A 17,521-nucleotide genomic window follows, 5' to 3' on the forward strand; every position below is an offset into this window, starting at 1 on the left:
AATTTATATCTAGGGAGCGGGTTTTTATATGGATGTAAAATTAGAGATAATTATCTGATTAATTAAATAATTAATTGAAATTTTATCAATAAAAGCGTATAATGATTGTGTAGAAAGTCACATACATAGCACTCTAATCCGGATCTGCATGATTTCTAATCGGAAAAGAACCTAAATACGTTTACAATCCTCTGGCGGCAAACAAGACACCTGTTTCTGCAACCTGTGAATTCTGCCCGTCTCTCCATTGCCGACCATGCCGGAGGAAGGAGGACTGCATTAATCAGAACATCCGTTATTGCCTTACTACCACCCTGTTTATTTGCCCATTGAGGAAACAATATGTCTAAGAAGGTGACAAACATGAAGCGCTTCAGCAGAAACTTCTTTTTCTGGCTGCTCTCGTTTACCATCATAGGCGCTTTTTCAGTGACTCCAGTTTTGGCGCATGACACCGGGGAAGACTCCTCTGAACATGCCGTAAGCACGATTGCAAGTGAATACAGTGATGAAAATATGAAACACGGTAAGCATACCGGATGGCGTGATACTGAGGAAAAGATCCGTTCCATCACATTCACCAGCCTTGCGAAAGGGTCATACGTGGTCATTAACGTCAAGGACATGGGAAAGTGATGGATAATTCCATTGGGAAGTGTCACCGATTTGGTGTGATATTTGATTTCAATTCACAAATAGCAGCACGATTAATGGCCGCGCGAACGGAATCCATTGATTTCGTCCGCGTGGCCATCTCTATCCAGATCTAGACTTCATTACCCTGTGATTCACTTCGACCTCCACTCAAACTTTTTTTCAAGCTTAGGTCCGAATGAAAACACAAAGTCTGTCTTCAAATTCTTGGATTCCATTGAAGGCTTTTTTAGGGCACTCATTTTTATTGAATAAATTCAATTGCGACTTACACAGGGTTCAAATTCATAATAAGTGAATCTGGAGAAGGCAGGACCAATGGCAAAGTATAGTGTAAAATCATGAAAATTAAAGAGCCACCTGCAAATGGATGCCTGTGGCTCGATTAATGATTTTATTCCGTCACGACGCGTCTGAATTTCTGCATTAAGGCGGGAATACAGCCGTTCGCGAAAATTTGAGGAAAAGAATCCATCAGCAACGGACTATGTGAGATTCTCGGAAGGCAATTGGTGTATACCGAATGGGATGGGAAAATATTTCCGCATCTCACGGTGGTGCTCGTTTTAAAACCGAGCTCTTCCGCTATTTTGAATTCCCTGATGCCCGCTTCGTTTTCCGAACCGAAAGGAAAGGCGAAATGCTCAACCGCTTTTCCAATACGTGATTCGATTTCCCGTTTCGAATCGCCGATTTCCCGCCGCACCGATTGTACGTCTAGATTCTTAAGATTGTAATGGTTGCTTGTATGTGCTCCGATCGTAACCAGTTCACTGCGGGACAATTCTTCAATATCCTCCCAGTCCATCGTCATGCTATCCGAGAACTGCCGGAAATCAATGGAATTGCCGTCAAAAAGCAGAGAAAAAAGGCGATACTGCTCTTCAACATCCAAGCTCAAGATAACTTCCCTGAGTATTGAAGAGGTTTCCCTTTCCTCAGCTGGTGTTCTGGTGGGGTAATGATGATCTTTTCCTAAGAAATGAAATTCCACCTGTTCAACTTTCTTGACCAGCTCTTCCAGTGCATACCACCAGATAGTAGCTGTTTTGTCTGGAAAACAGGTTGTGACATAAATAGTGAAAGGAACATTGTATTTTTTGAAGATCGGATAGGCAATCGTATAATTATCTTTATAGCCGTCATCGAATGTAAAAACTGCAAATTTCCTATCAACCTTTACTTTTCCCGTTATAATGGCATGCGCTCTTTCAATTGAAACGATATCGTAGTTATTTTCGAGAAAATACCGGATCGTTCTTTCCAGCTGGGCAGCAGTTACTTCCAGATCGTCAATCACAACGTCCTTCTCACTTTCAACAATGCGGTGAAACATCAGTACACTGCCGATCCCTGAATATAAAGGGCTGAAAACGTTGGTAAACATTGAAAGCTTGGGATTGTTCAATGTTTTTTGAACTTGTTTTTTCACATATTTTTGCATACTATCCGCCTTTCCTGAGTAAGGTTGATCATTAGCCTTTCAATTCCGCCGCTCGTCGGCAGTTTCGCATGGGAAACTTCGTAAAATTTTCCTCCTTGCCTCACTTTAAATTATCTTGGTTAAGGAAAGGTTAAACTGGTTAAGATGCCGCAAATGAAAATGAAAATCGATATTCCATGTTCAAAATGAAATTTTGGCTCTCTTCCTACTTGTTATGATTGGCCAGCATTTTTTTGGGCAACTTATCCAAAATTAATTTCTTAAAATATAGAAACTCAACATTCTTACGGAAGACTATAAAGTAAAACGTATTGATAATTACAATATTCAGAAGGCAATTCATAAGAAATGCAGATAAAGTGATAGAATTCTGCAAGTTTATCGTGGCTGCATAAGTTAAACCTAAAGGCACTAATGCTATACCGGTATATTTAAAATACATACTAAAGTACTTGCGGAGCTTTACTTGGAAAACGTATTTATAAACTATTTTTGGTTTAACCCAGAAGACCATCGAAAGGTTGCTGATTAACGTACCAAGGAAGATGCCTGGAAGTCCGAAATATTGGACCAGAAGAATGGAAAAGACCAAGTTAATGATGGCTTCCAAAATTGCAGCATATTGATCCTGCTGATATAATCCAGCGGCTTCTTTAAAATTTTCGACAGATACCCGCAACATCGTTATATAGAGATTCAGCAAAATGAGGGTGATGGTGAAAGTGTTGAGAAATTGGGTTTCTCCTAGCCATAAAACGATAAATTGCCTGATTGTATTAAAATATGAAATAACCGTAAAAGAAGCTATCCAGAAATTGAAAAAGAAAAGTTTTTTATGGATGTCATATGCTTTCTCTTTATCTCCTTCGACCAAGAGGTTTCCAATGCTTGCCGTAATTCCGTTAAAAGCCTTTTGCACCATCTTTGCTGCAAACTCGATCACAAGATAATAGCTATTGTATATTCCGACGACAGCCAGATTGAGATAATACGAAATAAGAAGATTGTCCGTGCCAAAAACGGCATACCCGGCGATATTATGGATAAACAAAGCTTTAATATTCTTCCCCAACTGCTTCTTTTCCTGTTTCTCTAAAGTCTTGGGTGTTACTTTGCTCCACTTAAAGCGATGTTTGATGTATGAATTGATAATAACGAAATAGCAAATATTTATCACCAATTGAATTATCAGAAATAAGTAGAAACTTGGGAACTGAGATAACGCCACCATCTGCAGCACAGCTGTCAGTGAGAGTGAAGCTGTAATGGCAATTGTGATGCGGTAACTTTCTTGTGCAACAATCAGCAGGCTAAATTTGGCAGAGTAGAAGTATGTAATCACTGTATTTGCAAGAGTAAGTAAAAAGTAGAAACGGGCATCGTTAATGTTAATATCCCCTTTTATAAAAAAAGGGAAAAAGGGCAATACTGCTATTCCTGCAAGGAGGATGATGAGGCCGATCGCCTGATAAAATTTCTTATAATATTGAATATACCCCATGACTTTTTCATAATCATTTTCAGCAAACGGTTTGTAAAGCGCATAAACAATAGCAGACGATATTCCAAGCTCCGCAAGGGATAAAAGACCAATGATACTCAAATATAAAGAAGTTAAACCAAGGATTTCAGGCCCTAATGCATCGAGAAAAACTTTCCTTAAAAGAAACACGGGCAGGACAGCTACAAAAAGCATTCCGACACTCACGATAAAATTCAATTCTGCTTTTTGCGTTCTCATCGACATTCTCCTGCCTTCTTTTTCTTAGGTATCTTAGCTGCGCTCACTACCACCCCAATACGACAAATATAAATGAATTCTAGAATCACTATGGAATCTATACAAGTTGAACTTATATAACGCGTTTTTTATCATAAGTTAATGAAAAAAGAACTAAAAACAAATGTATTGGAAAGAAATCCATAACAATAGAATCTAAAGCAAAGTTTGAAAATAATAAAACTAAAAGTGGAATGCTGCTTACTGACAACACATTAAAAACTTTTTTCTGTTTAGTATTTATTAAAAACATTTCTCTTAAACTAAAAATATAGAATAATATAATTAAGACACCCATAAGACCAAAATTATAGAAGGAAATTAAATATATATTATGGGGCATCCTATCATTTATAGTCCCTGTTCCATATCCAGCGCCAAATAATAGGACATTAAAATTCTTTATTATTTCCATTAAATAAAGTCCCCAAGCCGTACTTCTATCAGTAGTTAAGCTTTTTAAATTTGCATCCTCCAGATTTAATCTTTCTGCAAAAGAATCATAGAAATAATCAAATGAGAATGAAGTGACAACAACTCCGATAAGAAGCAGCGAAAAAACAAATTTCAACCCGAATTTTAAATTGTTTTTTAACAGAGACAATATGCTTAGTACAATTAAGAACAAAAGAGAAACTAAATACATTTTCGAAAGTGAAAATAAACCGAACAACGAAAGCATCACAATTAATAAGATGGAAATAAGTTTTTTTTCATCATTATGGTATAAGTTGACCAATAAACAGGATACGGCTATAAGAATATGCATTGAAAAGTAGTTAGGATCTAAATCCAGTCCGGCGAATCTAACATTTAAATTTCCATTAACAACTAAAGTATATGTGGTAGCCATATCTAAGAAATATTGATCCATGATTGGTATCGCATAAGCAATTAATCTTAAAACACTGGCAGTTAACAAACCAAGGGAATATATAATGGTATATTTCCCAAATTGTTTTCTATCTTTAACAAACAATGCAGCTAAAAAAACGACTGTGAAATTCAGTAAGAAACCTAAAACCAGGGTAAGTGTTCCTCCTTGAATGAGAGATACACTAATCACAAAACCAACAAATAAAAAGTAACTAAATAAATAGTTAAATCGGATTTTTTTGTCAGAGATAATAAAATACAATACACATACGAATATATACAGTGCAGATAAAAATAAGAATAAGGAGAATTGGTCAAAATGAAATTTCAATGTATATATCCAAGGGACAAAAAATAAAAGATATATAAATTTATTTTCTATTTTATCGACTATTATTGCTAAAGAAATAATGAGGATGAATAGTATTAAAAAGATATTACTGCCAGTGTAAATTTTCATTACAACCAAGAAGCAGGAAAAAATACATATAATTACACTCAAATTTTCTCTAATCATAATTATTTTATTACCTCCAGAAATTGCTTCATTGTATTCGAATTTGAAAAACCTCCCTTTTCACTATTTTTTTTCAAATCACCAAGTTTTTCGGGATTTTCCAGAATATCTTTTAGACCCGCGAATAAGTCTTCTAATTCCATTCCGGTGATAATTCCATTGTGATTATTCATTATTTGTTCGTGTGCAGCAGAATAATTAGTTGATAACACAGGTGTTCCAAGAATTATTGATTCCCCAACAACCATAGGGTAGCCTTCATAAGCGGAAGTAAGCACAAACAGATCGCTTTTTTCGATATAAGGATATGGATTAATTTTTTCGCCCACAAATTCGACGAAATCTGAAACTCTTAATTTTTCCACCAATTGTTTATTCAATTCCATATCTGGTCCATCACCAACCACTATCCATTTATAATTTAAAATAGAGGACTCTTTTAATAGTTTGCTTATTTCGGGAATTAAGTGAAAACGTTTTGTTGAATTGTCTATACGGCCAACTGAGACTAAATTAATTGTCTTTTTTTCAATTGGATTGAGAACACTTGCTTTTTTCTTTATTTCTTCTATAGGGAAAAAATTATAAACTACATGAGTTTTAAATCCGAACTCAGGAATAAGTTTATGAAATTTTTGCTTGCAAGCTTCCGACACACAAACAACTTTGTCAAACTCTTTATAGGTATTTAAAGAGTTTTTAAATTTAAAACCTGCTTCGATGGGATCTGTATGAATCCAGGCAATTTTTTTGGCGTGCGTATTTTCAATAACGAACTGATTTGTTCCCCGATTAAAATAACCAGTTTGTATATCATTAAAGTAAGAGATTGCAATGTCATATCCTTTAAATTTTCTTTGCATTTTAAAAAGTAAACTATAAAAATTTTTAATCCCTATAATTCTCACGCCCAGCATACATGCTATTCTTAAAAATATATGTAAGTAGCTCTCATTTTTTCGGACTGTTGCAAAAGGTGTAGAAACCAGCCTTAAAAGCAAAGAACCAAAATATAGATTAATATTTTCTGGAAGCTCCTCAATGAGAGTCCCTCTCCCAAATATAAATACATCTATTTCAAATTCTTCATTTTTACTTAACTCTTTAATAGTATTGACAAGAGCTTTTTGAATCCCACCCATCTCCATATTTCGAGCAACAAATAATAATTTCATCGTAATCACCCCACCAAGATTATTTAATTTACTTCCTCTTTTATATTTTCCGATACAACTTTCCTATTCTATTCTCCATTCTGATTCAACCATCATTGGATTCTTGAAACACTTAGGAAATATTTCCGAGTCATTTGAAAGCATCAGATTCGTCATTTTTTTGATAGGCTGACAGTTACAAGTTGGAAGTAAATCATTGATAATTTAGCAGTCAGGTTAATACCTGCAAAATGACAAATATATTTAATTAGCTTCGTCCGTTTATCATGACGAAAGTTGAGGATCCATTGAAGCTTTTCCAAGTCTGATTTATGCTTTACCTTACGTTTTCTAGATAGGTAGCTATATCCCCAAATCAAGAAAATATATTCATATGCTAATAAACTATAAATTAAAACTTTGGAGTTAAGATCTATGCTAATTCTGTCAGCGTATTTCATCCATTTTTTAAAAATGTAGAATAAGTCTAAAAAACGCTTTTCAGTATATACATCAGTTTCAGATCCACTTCTATTCTGACGATAAAAGTAGTGTAAATGAGAACAATATGAATACTTTTCTGCTTCCATATATATTTTCAAACTCCAATCAATGTCTTCATACTGTAAGTTTTTTATAAAGTAAATTTCTTTTTCCACTAAGAAATTTCGCCTGATAACTTTTGTGCAAGGTGAAGCGGGAAACTTATTTAATTTTGAAATATGCTTAATCACTTCGCTTTTTTCTTTACCATATATTTTATCGAATTCATAACCATCATTAATTAACACTTTCTTGCCATCAGGATATATTTTTACACCTTCAAGAAAAATAACATCTACATTTCCATATTTTTGAATATTTTCACTTATTTTTACTAAAGTATTTGAGTTAATATAATCATCACCATCAATAAATAAGATATATTCCCCCGTTGCATAGTTGATGCCTACATTTCGGGCGTCAGAAGCTCCACCATTTTCTTTTTCAATTACATTAATAAAACTATATTTCAAAGAATAATCTTTACATATTTCCCCACTCCTATCAGTAGACCCATCATTAACAAGAATTATTTCGTAATCGGTATAATTTTGTTTCAATATACTTTCAAGACACTCTTCCAGATAACTTTCAAGATTGTAAACAGGAATAATGATACTAAATTTTTTCAAATCACCTTCTCCTTTCATATCATTGAATTTTCCGACTTTCACCTGTATGGATTAATTAAATGCAGGGGTTTTGTCAGTTTAATAAATTCCAGATATTTAAAATCAATGTATGTAACATTAGTTAGTTTTACTCTCGAAATCATACTTTCTATCAATATGCATCTCAGAATATATTTTTTTCATCTCTTTACTTACGTTAAATACACCAAAATTCGAGACTCCTTCTCTGTTATATTTCCCCATCTGTTTTCTTAGAGATTCATCATTATATAAATGATTCAAAGCTGCTGTGAAACCTTCTATATCTCGAGGCTTTAAAAGCATCCCCCCCCTACCTTCTACGACTATGTCTCTATTCCCCCTAATATTTGAACATACGATAGGCAGCTCTGAAGACATTGCTTCCATCAGAGATAAAGAAAGCCCTTCACGAAACGAAGGGAAACCATAGACATCTGAAGCTTTCAGGATTTCTGCTACGTCTTTTCGAAAGCCTAAAATTTTCACTTGATTTTCTACTTTTAATTCTTTAGCTAGATCATTTAGTCGACTTTTTAAAGTTCCTTCACCACAAATCACAAAATAAAAGTCTGGATTATTTAATTTTGAGATGGCCTTTATTAATACTTCATGGTTCTTGTTTTCGTTTAACTCGCCTATTGAAAGAACTACAAATGCATTTTTAGGAATATCTAATTCTTCTCTAATTGTGTTGCTGCTAAGGGATAAATTTGAGAACTTTTCAGTATCCACTCCTACTCCGGGTATATAACTCACTTGTCGTGAATGAAAATTCTGGGCTATTTTATAATCTTCATTATTAATAGTTATCAAGGTATCGGTCCATTTCGATAATAGTTTCTCAATCGGATAAAACAATAACCAGTTGATCATCAAAGCTCCTTTGTAGAAATGAAAACCGTGTGCGGTATAAATGACAGGCACCTTCAACTTTTTTCCTGCTAACCTTCCAACTACACCACCCACTGGAGAATGGCAGTGAATAAATTCATAACGGTTCTTTTTTATCAATATTTTCAATTGATTATATGCTCCAGCATTTGTTCGTATATTTGTAGCTTTTCGGGAGAAATCTATTTGATGATAAGAAATATTCTTTCTAATAAGTTCTGTTTTAAATTCATTGACTCTATGGGCTGAACTGGTATTCCCTAATTCAAAATTTGCGGCTACATGTACTTCATAACCAAGGTTATGGAGTATATTGATATTCGTCATATTAAACTGATCTATCATTGATGCAACGGAGGCCAACATTAATACTTTTTTCATGAATGGGCTATGCTCCTTCCCAATTTCAATCTTTATATTTAACAATTCACGGATCAATAGAGGTCATAATCTATATATGGTTTTTTAAATAAGCAACATATTGAAAATAGCTTCGCTAAGATATCTCTCGATATGGCGCAAACAGCAGAGAAAACCGTACTGCTACTGCATCGCTACGCTGCTTCTTCGCAAAGGCATAGCCACAATGCTTGGGTCCATGCCTTCGCAGCTGTTTTGCGGAATATCAATTATGAACAATCATTTGTTCAACTTATAAAGCTATTAAAAGTTGGATTTTCAGTTTTTTAACATATACCATTATGTAGCACCCGTGGCTTTATGAAGGGGCAAGAAAGAGATAAAAGTGGGCTACTCTTTACTCTTTTGCGCGGTATTATTGATAATAGCCACTGTTTTTCGGAAATACGAAATTGTTCAATACAGCACCGATGATGCGACTATTTGAAGATTCAATCGCTTCTTTCGCTTTTAATGCACTTTCTTTCTCAGTGTGTCCCGAGTTGATGACGAGAATGGTACCGTCGCATTTATTCGCAAGGATCTGTCCATCAGCGACTGACAGCACTGGCGGGGCATCGAATATCACCAGGTCGTACATGTCGGTCAATTGACGAATCAGCTCATCCATCGATTTCGATGACAGCAATTCCGCCGGGTTTGGCGGGATGGGGCCGCACGTCAACAAATCCAAATGCTCCACCACAGTTGAGCGGATTGCTTTTTCTACAGTCGTTTGCCGCGTCAGTACACTTGAAAGCCCAGCCGTATTTTCAATTTGAAATGTGTAATGGGCCGTCGGTTTGCGCATATCCCCGTCAACCATGAGGACCTTCCTGCCTTCTTGAGCAAATACCACTGCGAGGTTCGCCGAGGTCGTTGACTTGCCTTCTAATGGCGCTGTTGACGTTACGACAAGTGTACGTATGTCCGCATCCGGTGATGAAAAAGTAATATTCGTGCGCAATGTTCGGAATTGCTCAGCTTCAAAGGAGCGGGGATTTGTAAATGTGACAAGCTTACGTGCTGTCTGCTGGAGATGCTTTTTCTTTCTGACCATTGCTTATCTCCCCCCTTCTTTTGGAAGTCATTTTTTCATCCTGTCCGATTTCAGCTTTTTCGACAATTAGCGGAATGATGCCAATCACCGGGATTCCGAGGATGTTTTTGATATCCTGCTGATCTTTTATTGTCATATCCAGATTTTCCAGAAGAAAAGCGATTCCGACTCCAAGCATTAAACCAACTACTGCCGCAATTGCCATATTGAGCACTGGGTTCGGGGATACCGGAACCGGGTTGTCCTTTAAGACCGCCAAGGAAAGAATAGTGACGTTATCGACGTTCATCAAACCCCTAACTTCATTTTCAAAAACGGCAACTGTCGAATTGGCGATTTCCACTGCTAATTCCGGATCTTGGTGTTCCACCCAAATATAAACTATTTTTGATTGCTCATCGTTACTGATGGTCATGTTTTCAATCAACTCATCCGTTGTCATATCAAGGTTCAACTCATCAACGACCTGGTCCAGGACTACAGGGCTCTTGATGATGCCCGAATAAGTTTTAATCAATTGCAGATCAGCCTCAATGTTCTGGTCTATCAATTCACCTGTTTCTGCCGGGCTCTGGTTGATGAGAATCTCTGTCGATGTCTGATAGACAGGCGTCAAGACAAAGTACGAGATGAGGCCGGTAGTAGTGATTGCAAGAATTGTCAAAAATGCAATAAGGACGAGATGCTTACGCATTGTTTTAAAGATATCTTTTAAACTGATGGATTCTTCCATATAACTGCCAACTCCTTAAGATTTTTGTTGAAGAGAAAATAGGTTATGTCCAGAGATTTCAACAACTGAATCATTAGTCACCCAAAATGATGCATGAGAACATTTGGTTTGAAAATTGCTGGATTGCCGTAACTCCCTTGCTTTCTCTTTCCAATTACTCTCTATATTTTTAATTGGGGTCATAGTCCTGGTCTCACTCTCCATTCTGTTGTTTATATAATAGACTATTATTTTCTCAAAAGATAGACAATTCTTATTATTCAGTTTTTAGTGTTTTTAAAACAATTACTTATGCTCTTTATCAATCTACATTTCTTAAAGAAGCCGCAGAATAAGAATCTATTTGTTCAATTATTTTTCCTAGATGAACTGCAAAAGAAAATCTTTGTCCTCTTCATCGTTTCATCAGATCTCTCTTATTAGCATCCTCTTTCTTCTCAATACTCTACTTATCTTGGGCATATTCTTAGATCCTGTTTATCTGACTCAGTATCTAAATAAGTTGAACAAAAGAAATTCAGATTTATACATCGCTTCGGACGCTTTGGGAATGACTCCCGCAAGAGTAGCTGTTTCGCGGAATATCGAACCTCATAAAATATAAATTCAGCTAATATAATTATTTTTAGTAAATTATTCAGATACTTGTTTTGTACGAATGATGGTGTCTGCCAGTTTTCCCATATTACTGCTTTTCCAATTGTATTTATTATGTAAATATTTGTAATGCAGAACTATACGTTCTATTTGCTGTAAATTTTCTTGAATGTTACTTCCACTATTATGGGGATGCCACCATAGGTGATAGATTTCTTGGTTTTTAGCAGCATAAGTCATGTCATTTAATATTCTTTTTAGCTTTATTTTCTCGAGAACCTTCAACTTTTTAAAGTAAGGCCGAAAAAATCGACTTGCTGCTAAATTTATCAACTCTTTCTTAAATTCGACATCTTCCGTCTTATAAGTGTTATGTCCGAAAATATTTAGATAAGAATCTGCCAAACGCAAGGCTCGAGAGCTTACTCTATTTTTTTCTTTTTCAGATTCGGACATATAGATATTTGTCTTTTCTGTTCCCCTATAAGCTTTAATGCCATATAAAGCGCAACTATCTAAATACTCCTCATTAACTTGGTTTCTTGGGAAAACTATCGACGATACTTCCACCCCTTCGGAGATCCTTTTAAATGCTTTTAAATCTTCTATAAAGTTGTCTTTGTTTTGTCCATCCTCCAAGCAATAATAATGCGAAAAAGTATGAGAACCAATCTCTTGGAAAGGAGTTTCTTGAATTAAGCGGATTAATGAAGCACCATAATGGTAAGGATCTTCAATTTCATTTTGCCCTATTTTCTTAATATGTTGATACGCTGACATTTCATGATTGTTGTAATTTGGAACCGTTTGGGGAATGTTATCCATAAGGATCTTTCGGTTTTCAGAAAACAGTAAGCCCACTGTTGCCCAAGTAGCGTATATCTCGTTCTCCTCAAATATTTTTAATATTTGCGGTAAGACTACTCTAACTCCCAGAATGTTATCGCTATACTCTTCCTTGCTGACTTTATCAAACATCCCCCAATATAATTCAAAGTCGAGAGAGATTATAAAATATCCATTTGTCACGATTCTTTTGCCCCTTTCTAATGCAAAATATTTTTTTGAAAAACTAATTGTCTTTTATCATAAGAATAGGAGGTTAAATGCAAGTTAAATTATTAGAATATTGAATCAAAAAACTACCTGAAATTCTATTTAAGAATTTCAGGTAGTTTTTAGTTAGCGTTATTCAGCTGATTTGAAAAATTACTGGAGACGCGAATTTCATGAAATTTTAACACCTGTAAATAGAAATTTTCCTATTTTTGTTTTTCTTATTAAGAAAAACTCTAACAAATAGGTTATACAAATAGACAAACATAAAACCACGATATATGAATAATTTGTAGAAGTGTTTCTAAAATTTAAATAGTAGTAAGAAACTATAACAATAACAGGTTGGTGGAGTAAATAAATAGAATAAGAAGAATCAGATAAATATCTAAGAAAATTATTGGTTTTGTTAAAGTATTTATACAATATGTATAAAGCAAATAGCAAAAAGTAGTATTTCGCGATAAAAGTAAATAGCTGATCAACGGCTGAGCCAATAATATGTTCGCTATTCACAGTTAGATTCATTAAAAAAGATGCAGCAATCAGTAGAATCGAAATGGTAATAAGCCTCTTTTTAGTGAACCTCAACACAAGGTCTTCATATTTATCCCAAAAAGTATAAAGTAATACACCTAACAAAAAATAAGGTAAGAAAGTGCCGAAATCAATAATAGGTATAAGGTGTGGATTAAATGGTGTAATTTTTTCTGCCAACCAGCACAATGTGAGTATGATAAATGAGAAAATTATAAAGAAAATGTCCAAAGATATGCTATTCATATTGTGCAGTTGTTTTTTCATCATTTTAAATCTATTTATATTTTTGTACTTTTTTAATACTTCTACAGTGACGTATAAAAAGAAACTGTATATTAGGACTAAATATAAAAACCACAAATGCGATAAGTCGAAGTTTTTACTCCAGGGAATTGTCGTTTGCACGACCTCTTGCAAAGTGTATTGCCCTTTAAACAAGACAAGTGCATAAAAATTTTGTAAGAGAACGAATATAAACAAGGTAGATAATAAAGGCAAACCGAGTCTTAAAAGTTTGTTTTTCGAAAATGATAGAAAATCATATTTCTTTACAGAATAAATTGCAAAATACCCCGAGATCAACATAAATAGGGGCATCCTGAACATACTTATAAAAGCAGTTAGCAGAGAAACCTCTTTACTAGAATCTTCGAAATTCGCATTTATTATCCATGGACTCGAAAATACGAGCCCCACATGATAGAAAAAGCCAAGTACACTAGCAAGAGCTTTTCCGTTGTCAAAAAAGTTCTTTCTCATTTAATTCCACCCCCTAGTTAGAAACTTAAATATAAAAGATAATTGTAAAAAATGATACAGAAGAATTTCGTGTCTCTAAAAAAAATCGTTGCATTAAAACCAATATAAGCTATAAAAAAGAAACTTATTAGCAGTTGGAGCAAAATAAGACGGGCTAGACATCCAGATAAATTTGCAGATTCTGCCGTTATTAACTCGATTGATTGATAAAGATGCTGTTTGCTTCAATATTCTAACTCAGAAAGCCCCTTCTTTAAGATTTGAATCTGATTTAGTCATCAGTTCAATTCTATGTCAGGAGCTTTCGTTTTATAATTATTTGATTTTATCCTTTAATAACGCTTATTCCTCACAGGAACCGGAAGCTCTCCAAAAAAATTGTATGGGACAAATAAGTATAAGCAATCAAAGAAGTTGATCACTTTCTTTAAGAATTTCTAAGTATTTATCGCTGTTTATTTTTTTCTCTCTCAACAAGTAGTCTCCAAAATCTTCGCCTGTCTCCATCCCTTTATTGCTGATGCCTTCTCTTTTGAAAACTATAAATACAGTTAATAAAATAATCTTGCAATCGTTATAGAAAGTAATGTTATCTAAATACTCAGTGTCCAAATCAAGTTTTGTTTCCCACGAAAGTTCATTGCGGCCATTGACTTGCGCCCAACCGGTTAATCCCGGTAGTGCACTATGCCTTTTTCTCTGCTGGGCATCCATGAAGACCATGTCCTTTACTAATTGCGGCCTAGGACCGACTATGGACATATCTCCTTTGAGAATATTGAATAATTCGGGAAGTTCATCAAAAGAAGTGGATCTTAAAAACTTTCCAAACTGAGTTAGTCTATGGCTATCAGGCAGCAGTTTCCCACCAGCATCTCTCTCATCTGTCATGGTTCTAAATTTACACATAGTAAAAATTTTTTCATTGAAGCCAGGTCTTTTCTGTTTAAACAAGACAGGACTGCCTAACTTGACCCTTATAAGAAAGGCAAATATTATAATGGGTATGCTTAAAACCAAAATTGCCAATAAAGAAATCACAATGTCTAAAAGACGTTTGAAATAGTTTTCGTAGAACCCTCTTTTTCTTCCTTTCATAAATACACCTCGATTTTCTTTTAATTTTTCCTAAACCACCTGGCATCACTTCTTAAACGTCATTCCCCTGTTTGACACCTCTTTCAAAATGATAAAATATTTTTAAAAAACTGAAATTTCTAATAATTAAAGCTAATAATATCACTCCTTATATACTATGTCACCATCAAATATTCTAAGTTTTATTAAGAATTTGAACAATTATACCTAAGACGTGATAAGTTTCTAGATTTTGTAAGTTTTAAAGAGATGAAGACTGTAAAACTTTGCGGTAAAATTAGATTTGAGCCAAATTTTCTTTAAATAAGATATCTACATTTTTTAAAAACTGCTGTATTCAGTTGCAAAATACGAGGAGTGCATTTGAAATGAAATCGAGCTGTACAGTTCCTGAACGATTATATCCAGCCCGTCTATCGGCTTGCTTCGGTCTGTCCGCTTTTAGCACAAAAAAACCACTCCTCAAATTTGTTGATTTGAGGAGTGGTTTTCTTGTGCATTCAATTCACGCGCATAATCCGCATCGTTCAGGATTTTTTGTTCCTCCGTCCCCCTTTTGCTAACTGATCCGTTGTGAAAAACTCTGTTGTCAGTGCTTTCACTTTATTGCTTAATAGCAGGATGGCGATGGCGTTTGGAATGAGTATTGTCATCAAAATGATATCGAGGAAGCCCCAGATCACTTCTGCTGCTCCGACAGACGTTTTGTCTGCTTGTTTTATACAAACGTAAACTCCGTCAGCTATTCCAGCTCCGCCTTTCACAAACATGGTTTTGCTTCGATAAAAGGCGTTGGCGTTTGGAAGAATCGATGATGTCATCGGTAGTTCTTTGTTGTTTTTAAATAATTCTATTTGAGTTGTTGCAGGAGTACCCTCAGTTCCTTGGAATTGAGACCCCATATCCTGACCTTTGTACCCCGTACCCCGAGCATGTGAAACAATCGCTAACGAGAAGTCTCTTGTCCCTGTTATCGCACCAGTGGCGTCTTTGAACACTGTCCCATAAGCCGACGTGCTGCCCTCTAAATCCAGAAGCACTTTAGCGTCAATCCCTATCGGCTCTTCATCACCCCCCTCGGACTCACGGAAAAGGTTGTTTCGGATAGTCAGTTCGGTAAGGTCTGTCACCGCAGTGTCGTAAACGTGCACCCCATAACCCTCTGACCCTTCGCCAGTGAACAATACATTGTTTTCAATTAATATGTTTTCCACTTTTGATGGGATGAACACGCCCGAATACAGAACATCGAAAGTAACGTTGTTGCGGACAATGATGTCCTTTAGCACGTAAGGCGTTCCAGCTTCCTCGTTGAAAGCAGCGATGTTGATTCCGCGATTGCAAGCAAAAATTGTGTTATTCCGTATGACCACGCTTTCCAACTTCCCGCCGTTTTCCGCCCCCGTGGAAATCCCCGAACCGGGCATATCGGAAATGGTGTTGTTGAACACTTCAATGTTGTACTGATGACCTGAATAAGCATCAATATAGATTCCGACTGAATGGACGTTTCTCACCGTACAGCCATGGATTTTCCCGTTTCTTGATCCTTCTTTCACATCTATCCCTTCCTTGAAACTGTCCGATACATTACAGTCCTTTATCTCAAAGCCATTTACATCATTCAATGTTATACATTCGTCCCATGTGTTAGCACAAGCATCCACTATTGTGCAATTGGCTATTTCGATATCATAAGCCTTCTGGATATGAATACCGCAACCGAATGTGCTCACCGTTGAACAGTTTCTGATTTTTATGTTTCTCATATCCTTGTTCGCTGGGAACGGTCTCAAATCCCCGATGCCGAAAGCCGCAGAGTTCTGAATGCTAAGACCCTCAATGACCAAATGGCTATGGCGATTGAATTGAATCAATGCCCCTGTTGAGCTGTCGCCCCACTCAAGTCCAGTGCCATCAATAATAGGACAATGTCCAAGGCAGTTTCTTAATGTTATCGGATTGGTTTCAGTACCTGATTTAGTGAATTGCACCCGTTCATTGTATGTGCCGTTCATGACGTTGATGGTGTCACCGGCAATCGCTTTGTTCAAAGCGTGTTGGATTGATTTATAGGGGAATTGTAACGAGCCGTTTCTTCTATCACTTCCTAATCCCGCATTGACGTATATTTGCTTAGGTATTTCTATCATTTGTGCAATAGCGCTATTCACTGCAACTTCAGCATTTGCTATCTCTTGTAAAAGTTGACCATCAATCATTTTTTTATTAATCTTATTCAAGGCCAAATCAATCACCCCTTATTAGCTAAACATTTTATAACTACTCCTTGTACTGTGCTTAATTTCAGTTGCTATTTTGAAAGAGTCTGTCTTAGTGTTAGCCACTTACCGGAATTGTTAAATTCATTTTAAACTTTTAACTTATTTAATAAAAATCTGATATAACTTAAAGTCATATCAGATTCATTTAAGCAGAGCAACATCATAGTCCTATATATGCCACTTCATTATAGCACCATAGATCAAACGTATACTGAAAATTCAGATTCCGATTATCAAGGTAATAGATTGAGCCGCCTCTCGATAGTGTAGCCAGCCATCTTCACGAAAAAAGGCAGGGGTACGTTGCAAAGAACGGCAGTGGGGGTAACTCATTTTATGGCGATTCCGCTTTCTGCATAAATCAAAAAAATCCGCTCATTTGAACAATTTGTTCTCAAGAGTGGATTTTTTCTGTATTCAATTTTTGTGCATCTCTAGAATGATTCAGAGCAGCTCCTTTCCTTGGAACGCTGCACTAATGT

General features: G+C 35.7%; 13 protein-coding genes. 1 reads left to right on the forward strand and 12 read right to left on the reverse strand.

Translation table 11 applies throughout. The features are described 5' to 3' along the window. Positions 1–342 precede the first annotated feature (342 nt). Entirely contained in the window at positions 343–636 is a 294-nt protein-coding gene (locus AC4EHB_RS06925) for a hypothetical protein (RefSeq protein WP_490974838.1), read from the forward strand. 412 nt (positions 637–1,048) lie between these two features. Here the strand turns inward: AC4EHB_RS06925 and AC4EHB_RS06930 are convergent, their stop codons facing one another. The 12 genes from AC4EHB_RS06930 to AC4EHB_RS06985 form a co-directional block, all read right to left on the reverse strand. Continuing rightward, a complete protein-coding gene (locus tag AC4EHB_RS06930; protein WP_490981024.1) occupies positions 1,049–2,098 on the reverse strand; it encodes a polysaccharide deacetylase family protein in 1,050 nt (349 codons plus the stop codon). Positions 2,099–2,303: 205 nt separating this feature from the next. Next, positions 2,304–3,839 carry a lipopolysaccharide biosynthesis protein gene (locus AC4EHB_RS06935; RefSeq protein WP_490981025.1) on the reverse strand — a complete coding sequence of 512 codons (1,536 nt, stop codon included), beginning with the start codon at positions 3,837–3,839 and terminating at the stop codon, positions 2,304–2,306. A gap of 112 nt (positions 3,840–3,951) precedes the next feature. After that, the gene (locus tag AC4EHB_RS06940; RefSeq protein WP_490981026.1) at positions 3,952–5,271 is read right to left on the reverse strand and encodes a hypothetical protein; all 1,320 of its coding nucleotides are present in this window, start codon (positions 5,269–5,271) and stop codon (positions 3,952–3,954) included. A gap of 2 nt (positions 5,272–5,273) precedes the next feature. Next, complete coding sequence (locus AC4EHB_RS06945; protein WP_490981027.1) at positions 5,274–6,446, reverse strand: glycosyltransferase; 1,173 nt, start codon at positions 6,444–6,446, stop codon at positions 5,274–5,276. Between the two features lie 152 nt (positions 6,447–6,598). Beyond that, on the reverse strand, positions 6,599–7,600 hold the full coding sequence (locus AC4EHB_RS06950) for a glycosyltransferase family 2 protein (RefSeq protein WP_490981028.1): 1,002 nt from the start codon (positions 7,598–7,600) through the stop codon (positions 6,599–6,601). A 117-nt stretch (positions 7,601–7,717) separates the two neighbouring features. Further along, positions 7,718–8,893: a glycosyltransferase family 4 protein gene (locus tag AC4EHB_RS06955; RefSeq protein ID WP_490974844.1), complete on the reverse strand. Its 1,176-nt coding sequence runs from the start codon at positions 8,891–8,893 to the stop codon at positions 7,718–7,720. A gap of 394 nt (positions 8,894–9,287) precedes the next feature. Beyond that, positions 9,288–9,971, reverse strand: a complete 684-nt coding sequence (locus AC4EHB_RS06960; protein ID WP_490981029.1) for a CpsD/CapB family tyrosine-protein kinase — start codon at positions 9,969–9,971, stop codon at positions 9,288–9,290. Next, complete coding sequence (locus tag AC4EHB_RS06965) at positions 9,931–10,704, reverse strand: YveK family protein (RefSeq protein WP_490981030.1); 774 nt, start codon at positions 10,702–10,704, stop codon at positions 9,931–9,933. The genes AC4EHB_RS06960 and AC4EHB_RS06965 overlap by 41 nt, the downstream gene beginning before the upstream one ends. Before the next feature lie 633 nt (positions 10,705–11,337). Continuing rightward, entirely contained in the window at positions 11,338–12,330 is a 993-nt protein-coding gene (locus tag AC4EHB_RS06970; protein ID WP_490981031.1) for a polysaccharide deacetylase family protein, read from the reverse strand. 198 nt (positions 12,331–12,528) lie between these two features. Continuing rightward, positions 12,529–13,656, reverse strand: coding sequence for an acyltransferase family protein (locus tag AC4EHB_RS06975; RefSeq protein ID WP_490981032.1), 1,128 nt, complete (start codon positions 13,654–13,656; stop codon positions 12,529–12,531). Positions 13,657–14,061: 405 nt separating this feature from the next. Beyond that, complete coding sequence (locus tag AC4EHB_RS06980; RefSeq protein ID WP_490981033.1) at positions 14,062–14,754, reverse strand: sugar transferase; 693 nt, start codon at positions 14,752–14,754, stop codon at positions 14,062–14,064. Positions 14,755–15,281: 527 nt separating this feature from the next. Then, a complete protein-coding gene (locus AC4EHB_RS06985) occupies positions 15,282–17,003 on the reverse strand; it encodes a right-handed parallel beta-helix repeat-containing protein (protein ID WP_490981034.1) in 1,722 nt (573 codons plus the stop codon). Positions 17,004–17,521: the final 518 nt, after the last annotated feature.

The organism is Planococcus sp. TJ-302 (assembly GCF_058268455.1).